Source organism: unidentified bacterial endosymbiont (assembly GCF_918797525.1).
Classification (GTDB): domain Bacteria; phylum Pseudomonadota; class Gammaproteobacteria; order Enterobacterales; family Enterobacteriaceae; genus Enterobacter.
The window spans coordinates 1,843,112-1,858,559 of record NZ_OU963893.1 but is presented as its reverse complement, the minus strand read 5'-3'; the positions used below and the strand labels follow the sequence as shown (position 1 = coordinate 1,858,559).

Annotated in this window: 10 protein-coding genes; 3 read left to right on the top strand and 7 right to left on the bottom strand. The window is 55.3% G+C overall.

Annotated elements, in window-relative coordinates:
- Nucleotides 1–83: 83 nt before the first annotated feature.
- Genes wzc through NL510_RS08840 form a run of 3 tightly spaced genes read right to left on the bottom strand, consistent with a single transcriptional unit; the run spans nt 84 to nt 3,837 of the window.
- Entirely contained in the window at nt 84–2,246 is a 2,163-nt protein-coding gene (gene wzc / locus NL510_RS08850) for a tyrosine-protein kinase Wzc (RefSeq protein WP_253383805.1), read from the bottom strand.
- A gap of 2 nt (nt 2,247–2,248) precedes the next feature.
- A complete protein-coding gene (wzb, locus tag NL510_RS08845; RefSeq protein WP_253383803.1) occupies nt 2,249–2,692 on the bottom strand; it encodes a low molecular weight protein-tyrosine-phosphatase Wzb in 444 nt (147 codons plus the stop codon).
- A 5-nt stretch (nt 2,693–2,697) separates the two neighbouring features.
- A complete protein-coding gene (locus tag NL510_RS08840) occupies nt 2,698–3,837 on the bottom strand; it encodes a polysaccharide export protein (RefSeq protein ID WP_253383801.1) in 1,140 nt (379 codons plus the stop codon).
- A 690-nt stretch (nt 3,838–4,527) separates the two neighbouring features.
- On the opposite strand from NL510_RS08840, the gene NL510_RS08835 reads away from it, so the two are divergent.
- Complete coding sequence (locus NL510_RS08835; protein WP_253384818.1) at nt 4,528–6,111, top strand: TerC family protein; 1,584 nt, start codon at nt 4,528–4,530, stop codon at nt 6,109–6,111.
- Between the two features lie 60 nt (nt 6,112–6,171).
- Here the strand turns inward: NL510_RS08835 and asmA are convergent, their stop codons facing one another.
- The 3 genes from asmA to udk all read right to left on the bottom strand — a co-directional run bounded on the left by asmA (nt 6,172) and on the right by udk (nt 9,359).
- Complete coding sequence (gene asmA / locus NL510_RS08830; protein ID WP_253383799.1) at nt 6,172–8,022, bottom strand: outer membrane assembly protein AsmA; 1,851 nt, start codon at nt 8,020–8,022, stop codon at nt 6,172–6,174.
- A 22-nt stretch (nt 8,023–8,044) separates the two neighbouring features.
- Nucleotides 8,045–8,626, bottom strand: coding sequence for a dCTP deaminase (dcd, locus tag NL510_RS08825; RefSeq protein ID WP_253383797.1), 582 nt, complete (start codon nt 8,624–8,626; stop codon nt 8,045–8,047).
- A 91-nt stretch (nt 8,627–8,717) separates the two neighbouring features.
- Nucleotides 8,718–9,359, bottom strand: coding sequence for a uridine kinase (gene udk / locus NL510_RS08820; protein WP_253383795.1), 642 nt, complete (start codon nt 9,357–9,359; stop codon nt 8,718–8,720).
- Nucleotides 9,360–9,700: 341 nt separating this feature from the next.
- Here udk and NL510_RS08815 point away from each other — a divergent pair, with 341 nt between their 5' ends.
- The gene (locus tag NL510_RS08815; RefSeq protein ID WP_253383793.1) at nt 9,701–13,030 is read left to right on the top strand and encodes a diguanylate cyclase; all 3,330 of its coding nucleotides are present in this window, start codon (nt 9,701–9,703) and stop codon (nt 13,028–13,030) included.
- Here NL510_RS08815 and alkA read toward each other — a convergent pair.
- Complete coding sequence (gene alkA, locus NL510_RS08810; RefSeq protein WP_253384816.1) at nt 12,995–13,867, bottom strand: DNA-3-methyladenine glycosylase 2; 873 nt, start codon at nt 13,865–13,867, stop codon at nt 12,995–12,997. The two genes, NL510_RS08815 and alkA, sit on opposite strands and share 36 nt — an antisense overlap.
- A gap of 131 nt (nt 13,868–13,998) precedes the next feature.
- On the opposite strand from alkA, the gene yegD reads away from it, so the two are divergent.
- Nucleotides 13,999–15,351: a molecular chaperone gene (yegD, locus tag NL510_RS08805; protein ID WP_253383791.1), complete on the top strand. Its 1,353-nt coding sequence runs from the start codon at nt 13,999–14,001 to the stop codon at nt 15,349–15,351.
- Nucleotides 15,352–15,448: the final 97 nt, after the last annotated feature.

The window sequence follows — 15,448 nt, the reverse complement described above, 5'->3', positions numbered from 1 at the left end:
CGGCCCACTCCCCAAAGGGAAGAGGGAGAAAGGCGGCACCAAACAGTTCCCTCTCCCTTCAGGGGTGAGGGGGGAGTGTGTTGTTATTTACTGTCAGACTTATATTCGTACTCGTAATAACCGTAATCCTGATACCCGGTCGCGCGACGGAAGATGGAGTTCAGGATCACCCCTTTCACCTCAATCCCGTTTTGCTCGAAGCGGCTCAGGCTGGTTTGCACTTCCTTAAGGGTATTCACCGCATAGCGGGCCACCATCAGCTTGGTTCCCGCAAGGCGGCCAACCACGGCAGCATCGGTCACGGCCAGAATTGGCGGTGTATCGATCAGCACCAGGTCGTAGTTTTTGCTCGCCCACTCCACCAGTTGCGTGAAACGTTCGCTCATTAACAGTTCGGAAGGGTTCGGCGGCACCTGCCCACGCGGGATAAGATCAAATTTCGGGATGGTGGTCGGCTTCGCACTCTGGCTAATGTCGCCCTGGCCGAGCAGAATTTCCGACAGGCCGTTAACGTTGTTGGTACCTAACAGTTCGTGGGTGTAGCCCTTACGCATATCGCAGTCGATCAACAGCACGCGCTTGTTGGTCTGGCTCACCACTGCCGCCAGGTTGGCGCAGACAAAGGTTTTGCCAATCGACGGGCTTACGCCGGTCATCATCAGGACGTTGTTTTTGGCCTGCATCATGGCGAAGTGGAGGCTGGTTCGCAGGCTGCGCACCGCTTCAATCGCCAGATCGGTAGGGTTACCCACCGCCAGCAGTTGGCTCTGTTTGTAACGCTTCACGCCGTTAACGGTTTTAACGCTGTCACGCGACTTTTGCCATTCGGAGAGTGGGATACTCGCATAGACGCTGATACCGTTCTCTTCCAGCACCTGCGCGCTTTCGATACCCCGGTTGAACAGAGATCGCAACAGCACGCCGACGATGGAGAGCATCAGGCCAAGAATAATGCTGCCGAGGATGATCAGCGCCTTCTTCGGCTTCAGTACGCCAGGCTGCGTAATGGCCGGATCAACGATACGCACATCGCCGACGGTACTGGCTTCGGTGATTTTCAGCTCCTGCTGTTTGTTGAGCAGTTGCATATATACCTGCTGGCCGGACTCCACGTCGCGGGTCAGACGCACAATCTCCTGCTGCGTCTTCGGCATCGCGGTGACGCGGTTGTTCAGCTTCGCTTTCTCGTCTTCGAGGGTTTGACGTTTTTCCAGCAGCGTGCGGTAAGCCGGATGGCGTTTGGTATAAAGCTTAGAAATCTCCGCCTCTTTAAAGGTCAACTCGTTGAGCTGGGCATCAATATTAACCATCGAATCCAGCACCGATTTCGCTTCCAGCGGAAGGTCGACAGAGTCTTTATCCTGACGGTACGCGTTGAGTTTGTTCTCGGCGCCATCCAGACGGGCACGCACCTCCGGCAGCTGTTTGGCCAGGAAGGCCAGACTTTTGGCCGCTTCCGCCGACTTACGCTCAACGTTTTGCTCAAGATAGTTGCGGGTGATGCTGTTGAGAATGTCGCGGATCATCTCTTTATCTTCACCGGTGAAGGTCATGCTCAGGACGCCAGTATCCTTGCCATTTTCCGTTACGGTCAGGTTGTTTTGCAGAGTGTTGATCATCCCAAGGGTGGAGAATTTGGTGACCGTAAATTCACCGCCTTCCTGAGCATGAATGCCGCTTACCCGCATGCTGACGCCGTCTTTCGTCAGCATCTGCCCCACTTCTGCGCGGGCGCTAAAGCCGGCATCGCTGGTCAGTTGATACTGTTTCGGCCCGAGCACCGTGAGGGTGAAGGTCTGCTCAGTGCCGCCTTTAGGCAGCACGAAATCCGTCACGTTTACCGTATCATCGCTACGGCCCATCAGGCGATCCCAGCCCGCACCGAACAGCGGGAAGGTGTTTTTGGTCACCGAAATATCAAGACCCAGGTCGTGAACCGTCTTCCCCAGCACCAGGCGTGACTGGATCAGTTGAATTTCGGCATCGGAGGCGGGCGGTTTGTTCGCCAGCGCAGAGCCGATATCCTGAACCAGAGAGTTGCCGGTATTCTGCTCGATTTGCACCAGCGCATCGGCGCTGTAGATAGGCGTCGCGAACAGCGTATAGACCACCGCCGCAGCGGCGAACACGGCGGTAATCCCTATAACCCACCACTTCGCCTCGACAACGGTGCCGACCAGGCGACCAATATCGATTTCATCACTGCCCGAAGACGGGGCGGCAGAAGGTTTTGTTTTTTCTGTCATTGTTATCCCTGCTGAGCTTTCAGTGCCTGCGCCCACTGACGGGCAGACTGGTCAAGTAAGGTGTATACCGCTTCAAAAGCCTCACGGCTTTTGCGATACGGATCGGGAATTTCGCGTTCATTATCCCAGTGACCAAACAGCATCACCTTGCCGCGCATTTCCGGCGCTATCTCGCACAGCGCGTGAATATGGCGTTTTTCCATGGTCAGGATCAGGTCATATTCCCGGCACATGCGGGCGGAAATCTGACGGGCGCAATGCCCGTCGAGGGAGAGTGCATGATCGCTGGCAACGCTCTTCGCGCGCTCATCGGCACCTTTACCGACCAGCGCACCCAGCCCCGCGGAATCAACGGTGAGGTCGGGCTGATACTGTTTCAGCAGCCGTTCCGCCGTCGGGGAACGGCAAATGTTCCCCACGCATACCACCAGTATTTTGTTAAACATCGCGGTTACCAGTTGTGAATGTCGCTCGCCGTATCCGTCATGTAGCGAACGCCACTGATGGTTGGCAGCAACTGGTTGATCAGGCGGTTCCAGCGGGCAACTGGCGCGGTGGTGACATACACCACATCGTATGGCTGGAGGCGGAATTCCGTTGCCATCACCAGCGAGGTCGCATCGGACATATCCAGCTGATAGATGTTGGCAATCTTGCCTTTCGCGCTACCCTCGCCTTTCAGCGGACGGATAACGAAAATGCCGCTGGCGTTGGACGAGGTCAGATCGATACCTTCAGCATTGCCCAGCGCTTCGGTCAGGGTCATGCCGCTGAAGTCCATTTTGAGGGTGCTCTGTTTTTTCACTTCACCCATCACGAAGACTTTCAGATCGTCGTTACGCGGCACGTAGAGAATGTCCCCCGGATAGAGCAGGCGGTTTTGGGTCAGGTCGCCGTTTTGCATCAACGCCTGCAGGGAAATACGCTGCTCCTTGCCTTCGTGGGTTAGCACCACGTTGCGCCAGTCGGCACCGTCGGTTAAGCCACCGGCGGCGTTAATGGCATCCAGAACAGTCAGCGGTACGTTGGTAATGGCCTGCTGACCAGATTTGTTGACCTGGCCGGAGATATAGGCCTTTTGCGAGCGGAATGCGGCGATATTAACGTCCACCTGCGGGTCAGCAATGTACTGCGCTAAGCGGCCGGTAATATCACTACGAATTTCGGCAAGGGTTTTGCCCACCACATGCACTTTACCGATATAGGGATAGAACATGGTGCCGTCAGATTGCACCCAGTTGCCGGTATCGCTGGAGCTACGGTACTGGCCCGCAGGGGTGGTCAGTTCCGGGTGATCCCAGACGGTGACGTTGATAACATCACCCGGCCCTACGCGATACTGGTACGAGGCGATTTCCTGGTCCAGCGACATATTCGGCTGGGCAACATTTGGACGCGGACGTAACTGTTCGACCAGACGGGGGGTGAGCGGATAAACATTCACCATTTTGTCGAGATCAAAATCAGCATCCTGTTGTTTAATCACATCCTTGCCCATTGTTGACATATTGCTGCCGGGAAAGACCGTACAACCACTCATCAAGGTCACAGACACCAATAATGGCATCAATTTCATTTTGGATTTCATCATTGATTATTTATCACTTTGGCAGAGTAATTATCCTGTACAAATTAAATAAGCCGTGTCGATTTGGCCTTCAGCATGCAGTTAATCAAATAGAAATATAACTGGCATCAGTCCTAAAAAAATCTTATTCATCGATTGGCTATTGACAGAATAATCGAGGCTGATTTACACGCTTTCAGGCACGCTACCGCCCTTGGCTTTCAGTTACCAATCCACTGAGTAAACAATGTGTTATAGATAGACACTCCTGGATAAGGCCTTTTTGAAAATATATCATCTGCCTGAAAGGGCCAGCGGATAATGGATAACCATCACTAAAGACCGAAACAAAAATAGCAACAAGGAAATTTAACATTTGATGCTGAGGGAATTGTTGCAGTTAACCTAATAGCAGGCAAGAAGACAACCGTCCGGATATCTGTTTTTAAGATTAATATTAAGAGCAAAGTTTTAATGTTTTAGGATTTTCTTTATATTGACATTTCACCCATTAAAACCACTCGTTGCGATAACTCCTAAATAGCATCCCTGATAATTAAACTCAGTCCTTTAACTTATTTACAGCCACTTCAACCTCGATTCATTATCGCTGGCGTATTAAGAGAAATCCCAGCATGGCATTGCATTTTCTTCGGGCTTTATCCATCATCGCACTGTGATATTAGTCATATAACAGAAGGTATTGTGATCACTATGGAATGGATTGCCGATCCCTCAATCTGGGCCGGGCTGGTAACGCTTATCGTCATCGAACTCGTGCTCGGGATTGATAATCTGGTCTTTATCGCCATCCTCGCCGATAAGCTCCCCCCGTCACAGCGCGACCACGCTCGCGTCACGGGGCTGCTGCTGGCCATGGTGATGCGGCTATTGCTGCTGGCTTCGATCTCCTGGCTGGTCACGCTTACCAAACCGCTTTTTACCCTCTATGGCCTGAGCTTTAGCGCCCGTGACCTGATCATGCTTTTTGGCGGGTTATTCCTGTTGTTCAAAGCGACGGTAGAGCTGAATGAACGGCTGGAGGGAAAAGACAGCGACAGCCCCACCCAACGCCGGGGGGCAAAATTCTGGCCCGTGGTGGCGCAAATTGTGGTGCTGGACGCCGTCTTCTCGCTGGACTCGGTCATAACCGCGGTCGGAATGGTTGACCACCTGGCCGTGATGATGGCTGCGGTGATCATTGCCATTACACTGATGGTGATGGCCAGTAAAGCGCTCACGCGCTTCGTAAACAGCCACCCGACCATCGTCATTCTCTGCCTGAGCTTCCTGCTGATGATTGGCTTTAGCCTGGTAGCCGACGGTTTTGGATTCTCTATTCCTAAAGGTTACCTGTACGCCGCCATCGGCTTCTCGGTAATCATTGAGTGCCTGAACCAGCTCGCCATCTTCAACCGTCGGCGTTTTCTGTCTGCTAACCAGACGCTGCGTCAACGCACTGCCGATACCGTGATGCGCCTGCTCAGCGGCAAGAAAGAGGATGCCGAGCTGGATGCTCAATCCTCCGCGCTGCTGGCCGATCATCATGAGGGGCAAATTTTTAACCCGCAGGAGCGGCGGATGATTGAGCGAGTGCTTAATCTGAACCAGCGCTCGGTTAGCAGCATCATGACCTCGCGTCATGATATTGAACACATCGACCTGACGGCCCCGGAAGAGCAAATTCGCGCATTGCTCGACAAAAATCAGCATACCCGGGTGGTGGTGACGGGGGGAGAAGAGGAAGAGGAGTTGCTGGGCGTCGTACATGTTATCGACCTGCTGCAGCAGCAGTTACACGGTGACGCGCTCAATCTGCGCGCGCTTGTTCGCCAGCCGCTGGTGTTCCCGGAAACCCTACCGCTGCTCACTGCCCTTGAGCAGTTCCGCAACGCGCGAACCCACTTTGCCTTTGTGGTGGATGAATTTGGTTCTGTCGAAGGGCTGGTGACGCTCAGCGACGTTATGGAAACCATCGCCGGTAATCTGCCTAATGAGGTGGACGAAATTGATGCACGCCATGATATCCAGAAGAATGCGGACGGCTCATGGACCGCCAACGGCCATATGCCACTGGAAGATCTGGTGCAGTATGTTCCTCTCCCGCTGGATGATAAACGCGAGTACCACACTATTGCTGGCCTGTTGATGGAAGTATTGCAGCGAATTCCGCAGCCGGGAGAAGAAGTTCAGGTAGGAAATTACCGGGTGAAAACCTTGCAGGTTGAAAGCCACCGCGTACAGAAAGTTCAGCTCATACCGTTACAGGATGAACACGCGCTGGGTCTTGAGGTGTAGACACGACCCGCTATCTGGGACAATGGCGGGTGGCGTTATCGCCACCCGCCATTGCCTGCATCAGAGCTCATCCAGCAGCTTCTTCACATCCTTGCCTGACTGCGAATCCTGATTGCGCTCCGCCCAGTCGCTCAACCGACGTTTAGCATCATCCTGCAGATGCTTACGCAGGATCTGATCGACCTGCAAGCTGTAATTCAGCGCCTGCCATTTACCGTAGACGCTAAGCGGCACCGGGGTCTCTTTCAGGAAATCAATCAGCTTACTTTCGCCCTGCCAGCCGGAGAGCACCCGAACGTTAAAGCGCGTCTGAGCCGTCTCTTTCACCAGATCCAACGCCCCTTCCCCCGTCAGCGACAGCACCGACGAGGAGCCCTGCATGTTGTTTAGAGATAGCTGGCCGTTGCTCAGGGACAGGTCGGTGGTCAAGCTGTCGAGGCGCGTTGCGCTATCATAGTTATCCTGCGCTTTGACGTTACTGCTGCGTACCACTGCCTGTTGCACCAGTTGCTGAAAGTTTAACCCTTCCATACGGGTATCTTGCAGCCGCACGTGGGCTTGCCCTTTCCAGTCGCGGCGAAAGGCGTCGGCATCGATCCGGGTTCCCGAGAAATCACCCGCCAGCGACATATGCCCTGTCAGGGAGATAGGGTAATTAAAAGCCTTGAGGATGGTGCCGATCTCCACCTTGTCGAGACGCGGCTGGAACGCGACGGTAGCGTTCTCGTTACGCCCGTCCAGCGTACCCGGCAGGGAAAGATGTCCAGCCCCCATTTTGCCGCTCAGTTCGGAAATCACCAGCAAACCGTTATGGTTAAACATCTTGCTGCTTACGTCAGTAAAGTCGATACCGCGCCAGCGCACCTTATTGGCCTTTAACAGGACGTCCGCCGTGAAGCCACGCAGGCCGTTATAGTTGGGCAGATCTACATTCGAGGAGATAACCGGACGGGCCTGTTTCACCTGGCTTTGTCCCGACTGTACGGCGCCGTTATCTGAGGCTGCGGCTATCGGGGCAGCTAACAGGTTTTCCAGGTTGAGGGTGTCAAACTGCATGTTCAGTACCCATTTTGGCTTCTCTTCAAGCGAGACGCTTGCCTGTCCTTTCATGCTACTGTCATTCGCCTGCAGGTTGAGGTTATCCAGCTCCAGCTGTTTTTGCTCTTCACGCCATACGCCCTGCAACGTCCCCTGCCCGGCAATCCCCTGAGCGGGGAGATCCGCGCCCGTCAGTTGCCACTGTAGCTGCTGAATATCCGCCGTGAGCTGGTGAGGGTACTCAGATGCATTGACGTTGGCATTGAACGACAGGGTCAAATCGCGCTGATCGCGGTTAACCTGCCCGCTGAACGCCACGGTAGCGAGGTGGTTCGCATCCTGCGCCATCGTCAGGTTGATATTACGCACGGTGATTTGCTCGTCATCTTCATGCTGAAACACCAGCACGCTGTCGGCAACTTTTAGTTTGCCGATATCAAACGACCAGCCGGTGTCTGAGGGTTCATCAGGTAAGGTGTTCTCGCGCGGCGCAACCGGCGCATCGACACTACGCACGGCTTCGGTTTGCGGAGTCAACTGGATAACCGCGCCCTTCAGCATCACCTGATTGACCTGCAGCTGGTGCGAGAAGAGCGGGATCAGCGCCACGTCAAGACGCATGTTATCGGCCGACACCAGCGCCTGAGAGGCACCCGGGGCGGTCAACGACATGCGTCCGGAAAGAATGCTAAGCTGCGGCCAGACGTGCCAGCGCAGCGGCCCGTCGAGTTGCAGTTGATAACCGCTGCGGACTTCAACCTGGCGCACCATATACGCACGGAAATCGTTCGGGTTAACCAGCAGAACCAACGCCGAAAGGCCAGCGACCAGCACCACCAGCAAAATCATCAGCGTAGTCAGTACTCTTCTCATGGCATCCTCAATGGATTAACGTTCAGTCTTTATCAATACGGCTGGCAACCGCACCCTGCTGATCGCGATATTTCGCGTCCTGCCGACGATTATAAGGACGGTCCGCCGGGCCGGTCAGCGGTTCGAAGCTCAACGCCCCAATCATCATTCCCGGGCGCAGAGCCAGAGGCAGTTTACCGGCGTTAAAGAACTCCAGCACGATATGCCCCGACCAGCCGGGATCGATACGGTGCGCCGTTACGTGCACCATTAATCCAAGACGGGCCAGAGAAGAACGTCCATCCAGCCAGCCAACCAGGTCGGCCGGCAGCGTGACGGATTCAAAGGTTACCGCCAGGGCCAGCTCACCCGGATGCAGATAAAAGGCGTCACCTCCTTCGAGGACGATTTCATCACTCATTACGCGATCCAGCGCCGCGCTAACTTCGTCCTTCGCTCCGCTGAGGTCGATAAAAGGTGCGGTATGGCCGCTAAAGGTGCGGAATCTATTCCCCAGGCGCACATCAACGGTCACCCCGTTGATACGCTCGACCGGCGGGCGCGGGACGATAGACAGGCGGCCTTCATCCAGCCAGGCTTCTATATCGCGATCACAAAGACGCATGGCACTTTCTCCTTTCGTGCATCCTGCCCTGAACGCGTAAATACGCAGGGCTAAACCAGGTTATCTCTGAACGGTACACAATTTGCGCGGCTTATTCAAAAAACTGGCTGATTTTCGCTTTTAAGATATCAATCGCTATGCGGTTTTTGCCCCCGCGCGGCACGATGATATCAGCGTATTGTTTGGACGGTTCAATAAATTGCAGGAACATTGGGCGAACGGTTTTCTGGTACTGCGCCATCACCGAGTCCATGGAACGGCCACGTTCGTTGACGTCACGCTTGATGCGACGCATCAGGCAAATATCCAGCGGGGTATCGACGAAAATCGAGAAGTTCATAGATTCGCGCAGGCGTGCATCGGTCAGAAGCAGAATGCCTTCGAGGATAATAACCTTCTTAGGCTCAATGCGAATCGTCTCTTTCGTGCGGGTGTGTTCGACGTAACTGTAAACGGGCAACTCGATCGCCTGACCGCTCTTGAGCGCTTCTAAATGCTGAAACAGCAGGCTGTGATCCATGGCATTCGGGTGGTCGTAGTTGGTTTTTACGCGCTCTTCCATCGAAATATGGGATTGGTCTTTGTAGTAGCTATCTTCGGGAATGACGCCGATGTGCTCATCACCAACTTGTTCACGCAGTTCGCGGTAAAGCGTACTGGCAATAAGACTTTTACCTGAAGCCGATGCGCCGGCGATGCCTACAATGACGCAATGATGAGACTTATCAGTCATAAATTTAGCGACCTGATTAACCTGGATGATAAGGAAGGACGACGCCGGAGCGTCAAACGCGGCAATTATAGGGATTTCGTGGTCGTGATACCAGTCGAATGCGCAGGATATACGAGACTGGCTGAAAAGTGGCTTACCGTTCCCTTAATAAAATTTATACGAACGTTTTTTCAGCGCTTAGCCGCCATTTTTTACCGGGTAACTATTTAATAACCCTATGATGTCAAATTATGAGCAGCCGCCATATGAATTGTAAATTGTTTGTACTAGCATAAACCAAAATCTTATTTCACTCGTCGGACCTTCCTCCTGGCGGCATGGCGTCTTTGGATAATGCGGTAATGAATACACAATACCAGCGGGTTTTGGTTACCACCCCTCATCCTATACTGCGCCTTGTCTCTCTGGGCCTGGTCACCTTCATATTCACCCTATTCTCGCTGGAGCTTACCCGCTTCGGGACGCTGCTGGCGCCGCTGTGGTTTCCGACGTCGATCATGATGGTGGCGTTTTACCGCCACGCCGGGAAGCTGTGGCCAGGCATCGCGCTGGCCTGCTCGCTGGGGAATATTCTGGCCTCATGGATGCTCTTCTCGTGGGAGTCTATCAGTCTCATCTATACGTTCGTCAACGTGGTGGAAGCCTGTACTGGCGCGCTGCTGCTGCGCAAATTGCTTCCCTGGTACAACCCGCTGCAGAACCTGAACGACTGGATCCGTCTGGCCATCGGCAGCGCCCTGATCCCGCCGTTGTTGGGGGGAATACTGGTCCATTTTCTGCTGCCGGGCCCTGAGCCGCTGCATAATTTTATGGTCTGGGTGTTGTCAGAATCCATCGGCGCGCTGGCGCTGGTGCCGTTAGGATTGCTGTTCAAGCCGCATTACCTGCTGCGCCATCGCGATCCTAAATTACTGGTCGAAACGCTGGTGACCATGGCCGTGACGCTGTTCCTCTGCTGGGCGGCGATCACCTGGCTGCCGTGGCCGTTTACCTGCGTTATCGTGCTGCTGATGTGGAGCGCCGTGCGGTTGCCGCGCATGGAAGCTTTTATGGTGTTTTTAGTCACCGTGATGGTCGTTTCGCTGATGATTGCCCGGGATCCCTCGTCGCTGGCTACCCAGAACAGCAACGCGCTGATGAATGCTCCCTGGCTGCCGTTCCTGATGCTGCTGTTGCCCGCTAACGTTATGACCATGGTGATGTATGCCTTTCGCGCCGAGCGTAAGCACATTACCGAAAGCGAAGCGCGTTTTCGTAACGCCATGGAGTATTCCGCGATAGGCATGGCGCTGGTCGGCATTGAGGGGCAATGGTTACAGGCGAATAAAGCGCTGTGTACCTTTCTGGGCTACAGCCAGGCGGAGCTGCAGGCGCTCACCTTTCAGCAGCTTACCTGGCCGGAGGATTTGCACGCCGATCTGGAACAGCTCGAACAGCTGATAAACGGTGACATCAATACCTATAGCCTGGAGAAGCGCTACTACACCCGTGATGGCGAAGTGGTCTGGGCCCTGCTTGCGGTTTCGGTGGTGCGCCATGCCGACGGCACTCCGCTCTATTTTATCGCCCAGATTGAGGACATAAATGATCTCAAGCAGACCGAATGGGTCAATAAGCGCCTGATGGAGCGCATTACCCTTGCCAACGAAGCCGGCGGGATCGGGATTTGGGAGTGGGATCTGGAGCCGGACGTCATCAGCTGGGATAAGCGGATGTTTGAACTGTACGAAATTCCAGCGCACATCAGACCAACCTGGCAGCTCTGGCATGAATCCATTTTACCTGAAGATCGTGAACATGCTGAACAGGTCCTGCGGGATTCACTGATAGCCAGACTGCCGTTCAAGCTTGAGTTCCGGATCCGCGTCAAAGAAGGCGTGCGCCATATTCGATCGCTGGCCAACCGGGTGCTGAATAAGCAGGGTGAAGTTGAACGCCTGCTCGGCATCAATATGGACATGACCGAAGTAAAACAGCTCAATGAAGCTTTGTTCCAGGAAAAAGAGCGCCTGCATATCACGCTCGACTCCATCGGTGAAGCAGTAGTGTGCACTGACATCGACATGAACATCACCTTTATGAACCCGGTCGCCGAGAAGATGAGCGGCTGGTTGCAAACCGAGGCTATCGGGCAGCCGATCCTCAACGTGCTACACATTACGTTCGGTGAAAAAGGCCCGCTGATGGAGAATATCCACAGCGGCGATATGTCCCGCTCCGATATAGAGCAGGATATGGTGCTTTACTGCCGCAACGGCGGCAATTTCGATATCCACTACAGCATCACCGCGCTCAGCACCCTGGAGGGGAAAAATATCGGCTCGGTGCTGGTTATTCAGGACGTTACCGAGTCGCGTAAGATGCTGCGCCAGCTAAGCTACAGCGCGTCGCACGATGCGCTCACCCATCTGGCGAACCGCGTCAGCTTTGAAAATCATCTTAAACGGCTGTTGCACACCGTACAGGAGACGCGCCAGCGCCATGCGTTGGTGTTTATCGATCTCGATCGCTTCAAAGCCGTCAACGACACGGCAGGCCATGCGGCGGGGGATGCCCTGCTTTGCGAACTCTCCTCGTTAATGCTGACACTGCTGCGCGCCAGCGATATCCTGGCGCGACTTGGCGGCGACGAATTCGGGCTGCTGCTGCCGGACTGCACTATCGAAAGCGCACGCTATATTACGGAGCGTCTGCTGCATACCATCAATGACTATCATTTTATGTGGGAAGGTCGTCTGCACCGCATTGGCGCCAGCGCCGGTATTACGCTTATCGATGAAAATAACCATCAGGCCTCGGAAGTGATGTCGCAGGCAGATATCGCCTGTTATGCCTCGAAAAATAACGGGCGTGGCGTGGTGACGGTTTACGCGCCGCAACATAAGCGGATCCACAGCACGCGCAGCATGATGTCGCTGGATGAGCAGTGGCATATGATCAAAGATAATCATCTGCTGATGATTGCCCGCAGTGTCGCCTCCCCGCGCATTCCGGAAAGCTGTAGCTTCTGGTTGATAACGTTACGCCTGTGGACCAGCCAGGGCGAAATGCAGGAGGAGCATGCCTTCCGTTCTGGTCTGGCGGAGCCTGAGCTGTTACACGCCCTCGACAGACGTATCTTTAGCGAATTCTTCCGTATTTACGCCGCCCAGGTGTCGAGCAAAGGGATGGGGATCGCGCTGCCGCTCTCTGAAGCCGGATTAGCCAGCGTTACCCTGGTCGCCGGGTTGCTCGACCATCTGGATCGCGGCGTGTTACCCGGCCGTCTGCTGCATCTGATCGTTGCAGCCGAGGTGGCGCTCAACCCGGATGAGCATGTGCAGCAGGGCCTGCAAAAACTCCGCCGTGCCGGCTGCCGTGTGATATTGAACAAAGTAGGCCGCGACATGAATATCTTCAGCCACCTGAGCGCCAGCATGATCGACTATATGATGCTGGACGAAGAGATGGTCACTAACGTGCATGGCAACCTGATGGATGAGATGACGGTAACCCTTATCCAGGGCCATGCGCAGCGTCTGGGGATACAGACCATCGCCGGACCGTGCAATCAGCCGGTGTTGAGGGACGCGCTCTCGGGAATTGGCATCGACTTTATCTACGGTGACACCCTCGCCGAGCCACAGCCGCTGGAGCTACTGCTCAATACCAGTTATTTCGCCATCAACTGATGGCAACCAGCCGTCGGTATACCAGATGTGCAGTAGCGCGTAAGACCGCCACGGCTGCCAGCGCTGGGCGTACCGACGGATTTGCGCAGGCGTCATTCCGGCAAAACGTTGTTTAATCAGATAATCATCCACCAGGAAAACGTCTTTTGCCTGCCATCCGCGCAGGGCGAAATAGTTTGCCGTCCAGCGCCCTATACCCGGCCTTTGTTGTAGCGCCTTCATCCCGGCCTCACTATCTGCAGGCGGGAAGAGCGGAAACGTCCCGTCGACCACAGACTGCGCCAGGTGAATCAATGACTCCGCCCGTTTGACCGGCATGCCGAGCGCTTTTAACGCTAACGGATTGGCGGCGGCCAGCGCCTGAGGTGTCGGAAAACAGAGATACGCCGGCGCATCCTTCACTGGTTCACCGCACAGCGCCGTCACGCGTGATGCCAGTTTTGCCGCCATCGCCACGCTCACCAGTTGCCCCAGAATCGCCCGCACGCCCTGCTCATAGGCATCCATCGCGCCCGGCAACCGCAGGCCGGGCCGGGCGGCGCCGAGATCGCCCAGCGCATCCGCAATCACCTGGGGATCGCAGGCGAGATCGAACAGGCGCGCAATGCGTTCAAGGCAAAGGTGAGAAACCGGGATTAACCCCGGGCTTATCGTCACCGCCAGCGTGTGCCTTTCAGGGTCCGGCGTGACGCGAATAACGCCCTGATGCCCCTCACAGGCAAAACTGCGCTCATAATATCCATCGGTAACGGTTTCGACGCCCGTCACCGCACGGGCGCCAAGAAAGCCGAACATCCACTGCCAGTCATAAGGGGGAAGCCAGGTCAGGGTATACATCATTGCTCCTTTTTGTTTCCCTCAGCATAAACCGAAAGATCCTGTTGCGCCTTGCTTACACATTCCAGTTGTCGCCAGGCAGACATTTCGCTAAAGTCTCGCCCCTTCTTCACTGGCATGGGGATCCCCGCGTGTTTATTGGATTTGACTACGGTACGGCAAACTGCTCGGTTGCGATTATGCAAAACGGGCAACCACAGCTCCTGAAAATGGAAAAAGAGAGCACGCTATTGCCATCAATGCTCTGCGCCCCGACGCGCGAAGCGGTGAGCGAATGGCTGTTCCGTCATCATCAGGTTCCGGCCACGGCGGCAGAATCCCAGTCCCTGCTGCGCCGCGCGGTGAGTTTTAACCGCGAAGAAGACATTGACGTTACGCCGGGCAGCGTGCAGTTCGGCCTCTCCTCGCTCGGGCAATACATTGACGATCCGGAAGAGGTCTACTTCGTTAAATCACCGAAATCCTTCCTTGGGGCCAGCGGCCTGAAGCCGCAACAGGTGGCGATGTTTGAGGATCTGGTATGCGCCATGATGCTGCACATCCGCAATCAGGCCCAGACCCAGGTCGCAGAGACAATCACCCAGGCGGTCATCGGCCGCCCGATCAACTTCCAGGGACTGGGTGGCAATGAGGCAAACCAGCAGGCGCAGGGTATCCTTGAACGCGCGGCTCACCGTGCAGGTTTCCGCGACGTGGTATTCCAGTATGAACCTGTTGCGGCAGGGCTGGATTTTGAAGCCACGCTGAGCGAAGAGAAGCGCGTGCTGGTGGTGGATATTGGCGGGGGAACGACCGACTGCTCCCTGCTGCTAATGGGGCCGCAATGGCGCGCGCGTCGCGATCGTGAAAATAGCCTGCTGGGACACAGTGGCTGCCGCGTCGGCGGTAACGATCTGGACATCGCCCTGGCATTTAAGAGCCTGATGCCCCTGCTTGGCATGGGCGGGCAAACCGAAAAAGGCATCGCCCTGCCGATCCTACCATGGTGGAACGCTATCGCCATCAACGATGTTCCCGCGCAGAGCGATTTTTACAGCAGCGCTAATGGCCGTTTCCTGAACGACCTGGTGCGTGATGCCCAGGACGCGGACAACGTCGCCCTGCTGCATAAAGTGTGGCGTCAGCGCCTGAGCTACCGCGTGGTGCGTAGCGCAGAAGAGAGCAAAATTGCCCTCTCCGGCAGCCCTGAGCACACGGTCACGTTGCCGTTTATTCGCGACGATCTGGCGACCGCCATTTCTCAGGAAGGGCTGGAAACGGCACTGACCCAGCCGTTGCAACGCATTCTGGAGCAGGTTCACCTGGCGCTGGAAAACGCTAAAGAGAAGCCGGATGTCATTTACCTGACCGGGGGAAGCGCCCGTTCGCCGCTCATCAAAAAAGCGCTGGCGGAACAGCTTCCGGGCATTCCAATTGCCGGAGGCGATGATTTTGGTTCCGTCACGGCGGGCCTGGCGCGCTGGGCGCAGGTGGTGTTTAGCTAACACGGGCGCGAGCCGGGTAAGCGAAGCGCCGCCCGGCTCAACACTCAGACAATTCCAGACGGTGTTCCATATTTCCTCCATTTTTCTGCCGCCTTGC

Bases quoted from the DNA above. Each gene is read 5' to 3' on its own strand.
- wzc (WP_253383805.1), bottom strand. From the start codon at position 2,246: ATGACAGAAAAAACAAAACCTTCTGCCGCCCCGTCTTCGGGCAGTGAT.
- wzb (WP_253383803.1), bottom strand. From the start codon at position 2,692: ATGTTTAACAAAATACTGGTGGTATGCGTGGGGAACATTTGCCGTTCC.
- NL510_RS08840 (WP_253383801.1), bottom strand. From the start codon at position 3,837: ATGATGAAATCCAAAATGAAATTGATGCCATTATTGGTGTCTGTGACC.
- NL510_RS08835 (WP_253384818.1), top strand. From the start codon at position 4,528: ATGGAATGGATTGCCGATCCCTCAATCTGGGCCGGGCTGGTAACGCTT.
- asmA (WP_253383799.1), bottom strand. From the start codon at position 8,022: ATGAGAAGAGTACTGACTACGCTGATGATTTTGCTGGTGGTGCTGGTC.
- dcd (WP_253383797.1), bottom strand. From the start codon at position 8,626: ATGCGTCTTTGTGATCGCGATATAGAAGCCTGGCTGGATGAAGGCCGC.
- udk (WP_253383795.1), bottom strand. From the start codon at position 9,359: ATGACTGATAAGTCTCATCATTGCGTCATTGTAGGCATCGCCGGCGCA.
- NL510_RS08815 (WP_253383793.1), top strand. From the start codon at position 9,701: ATGAATACACAATACCAGCGGGTTTTGGTTACCACCCCTCATCCTATA.
- alkA (WP_253384816.1), bottom strand. From the start codon at position 13,867: ATGTATACCCTGACCTGGCTTCCCCCTTATGACTGGCAGTGGATGTTC.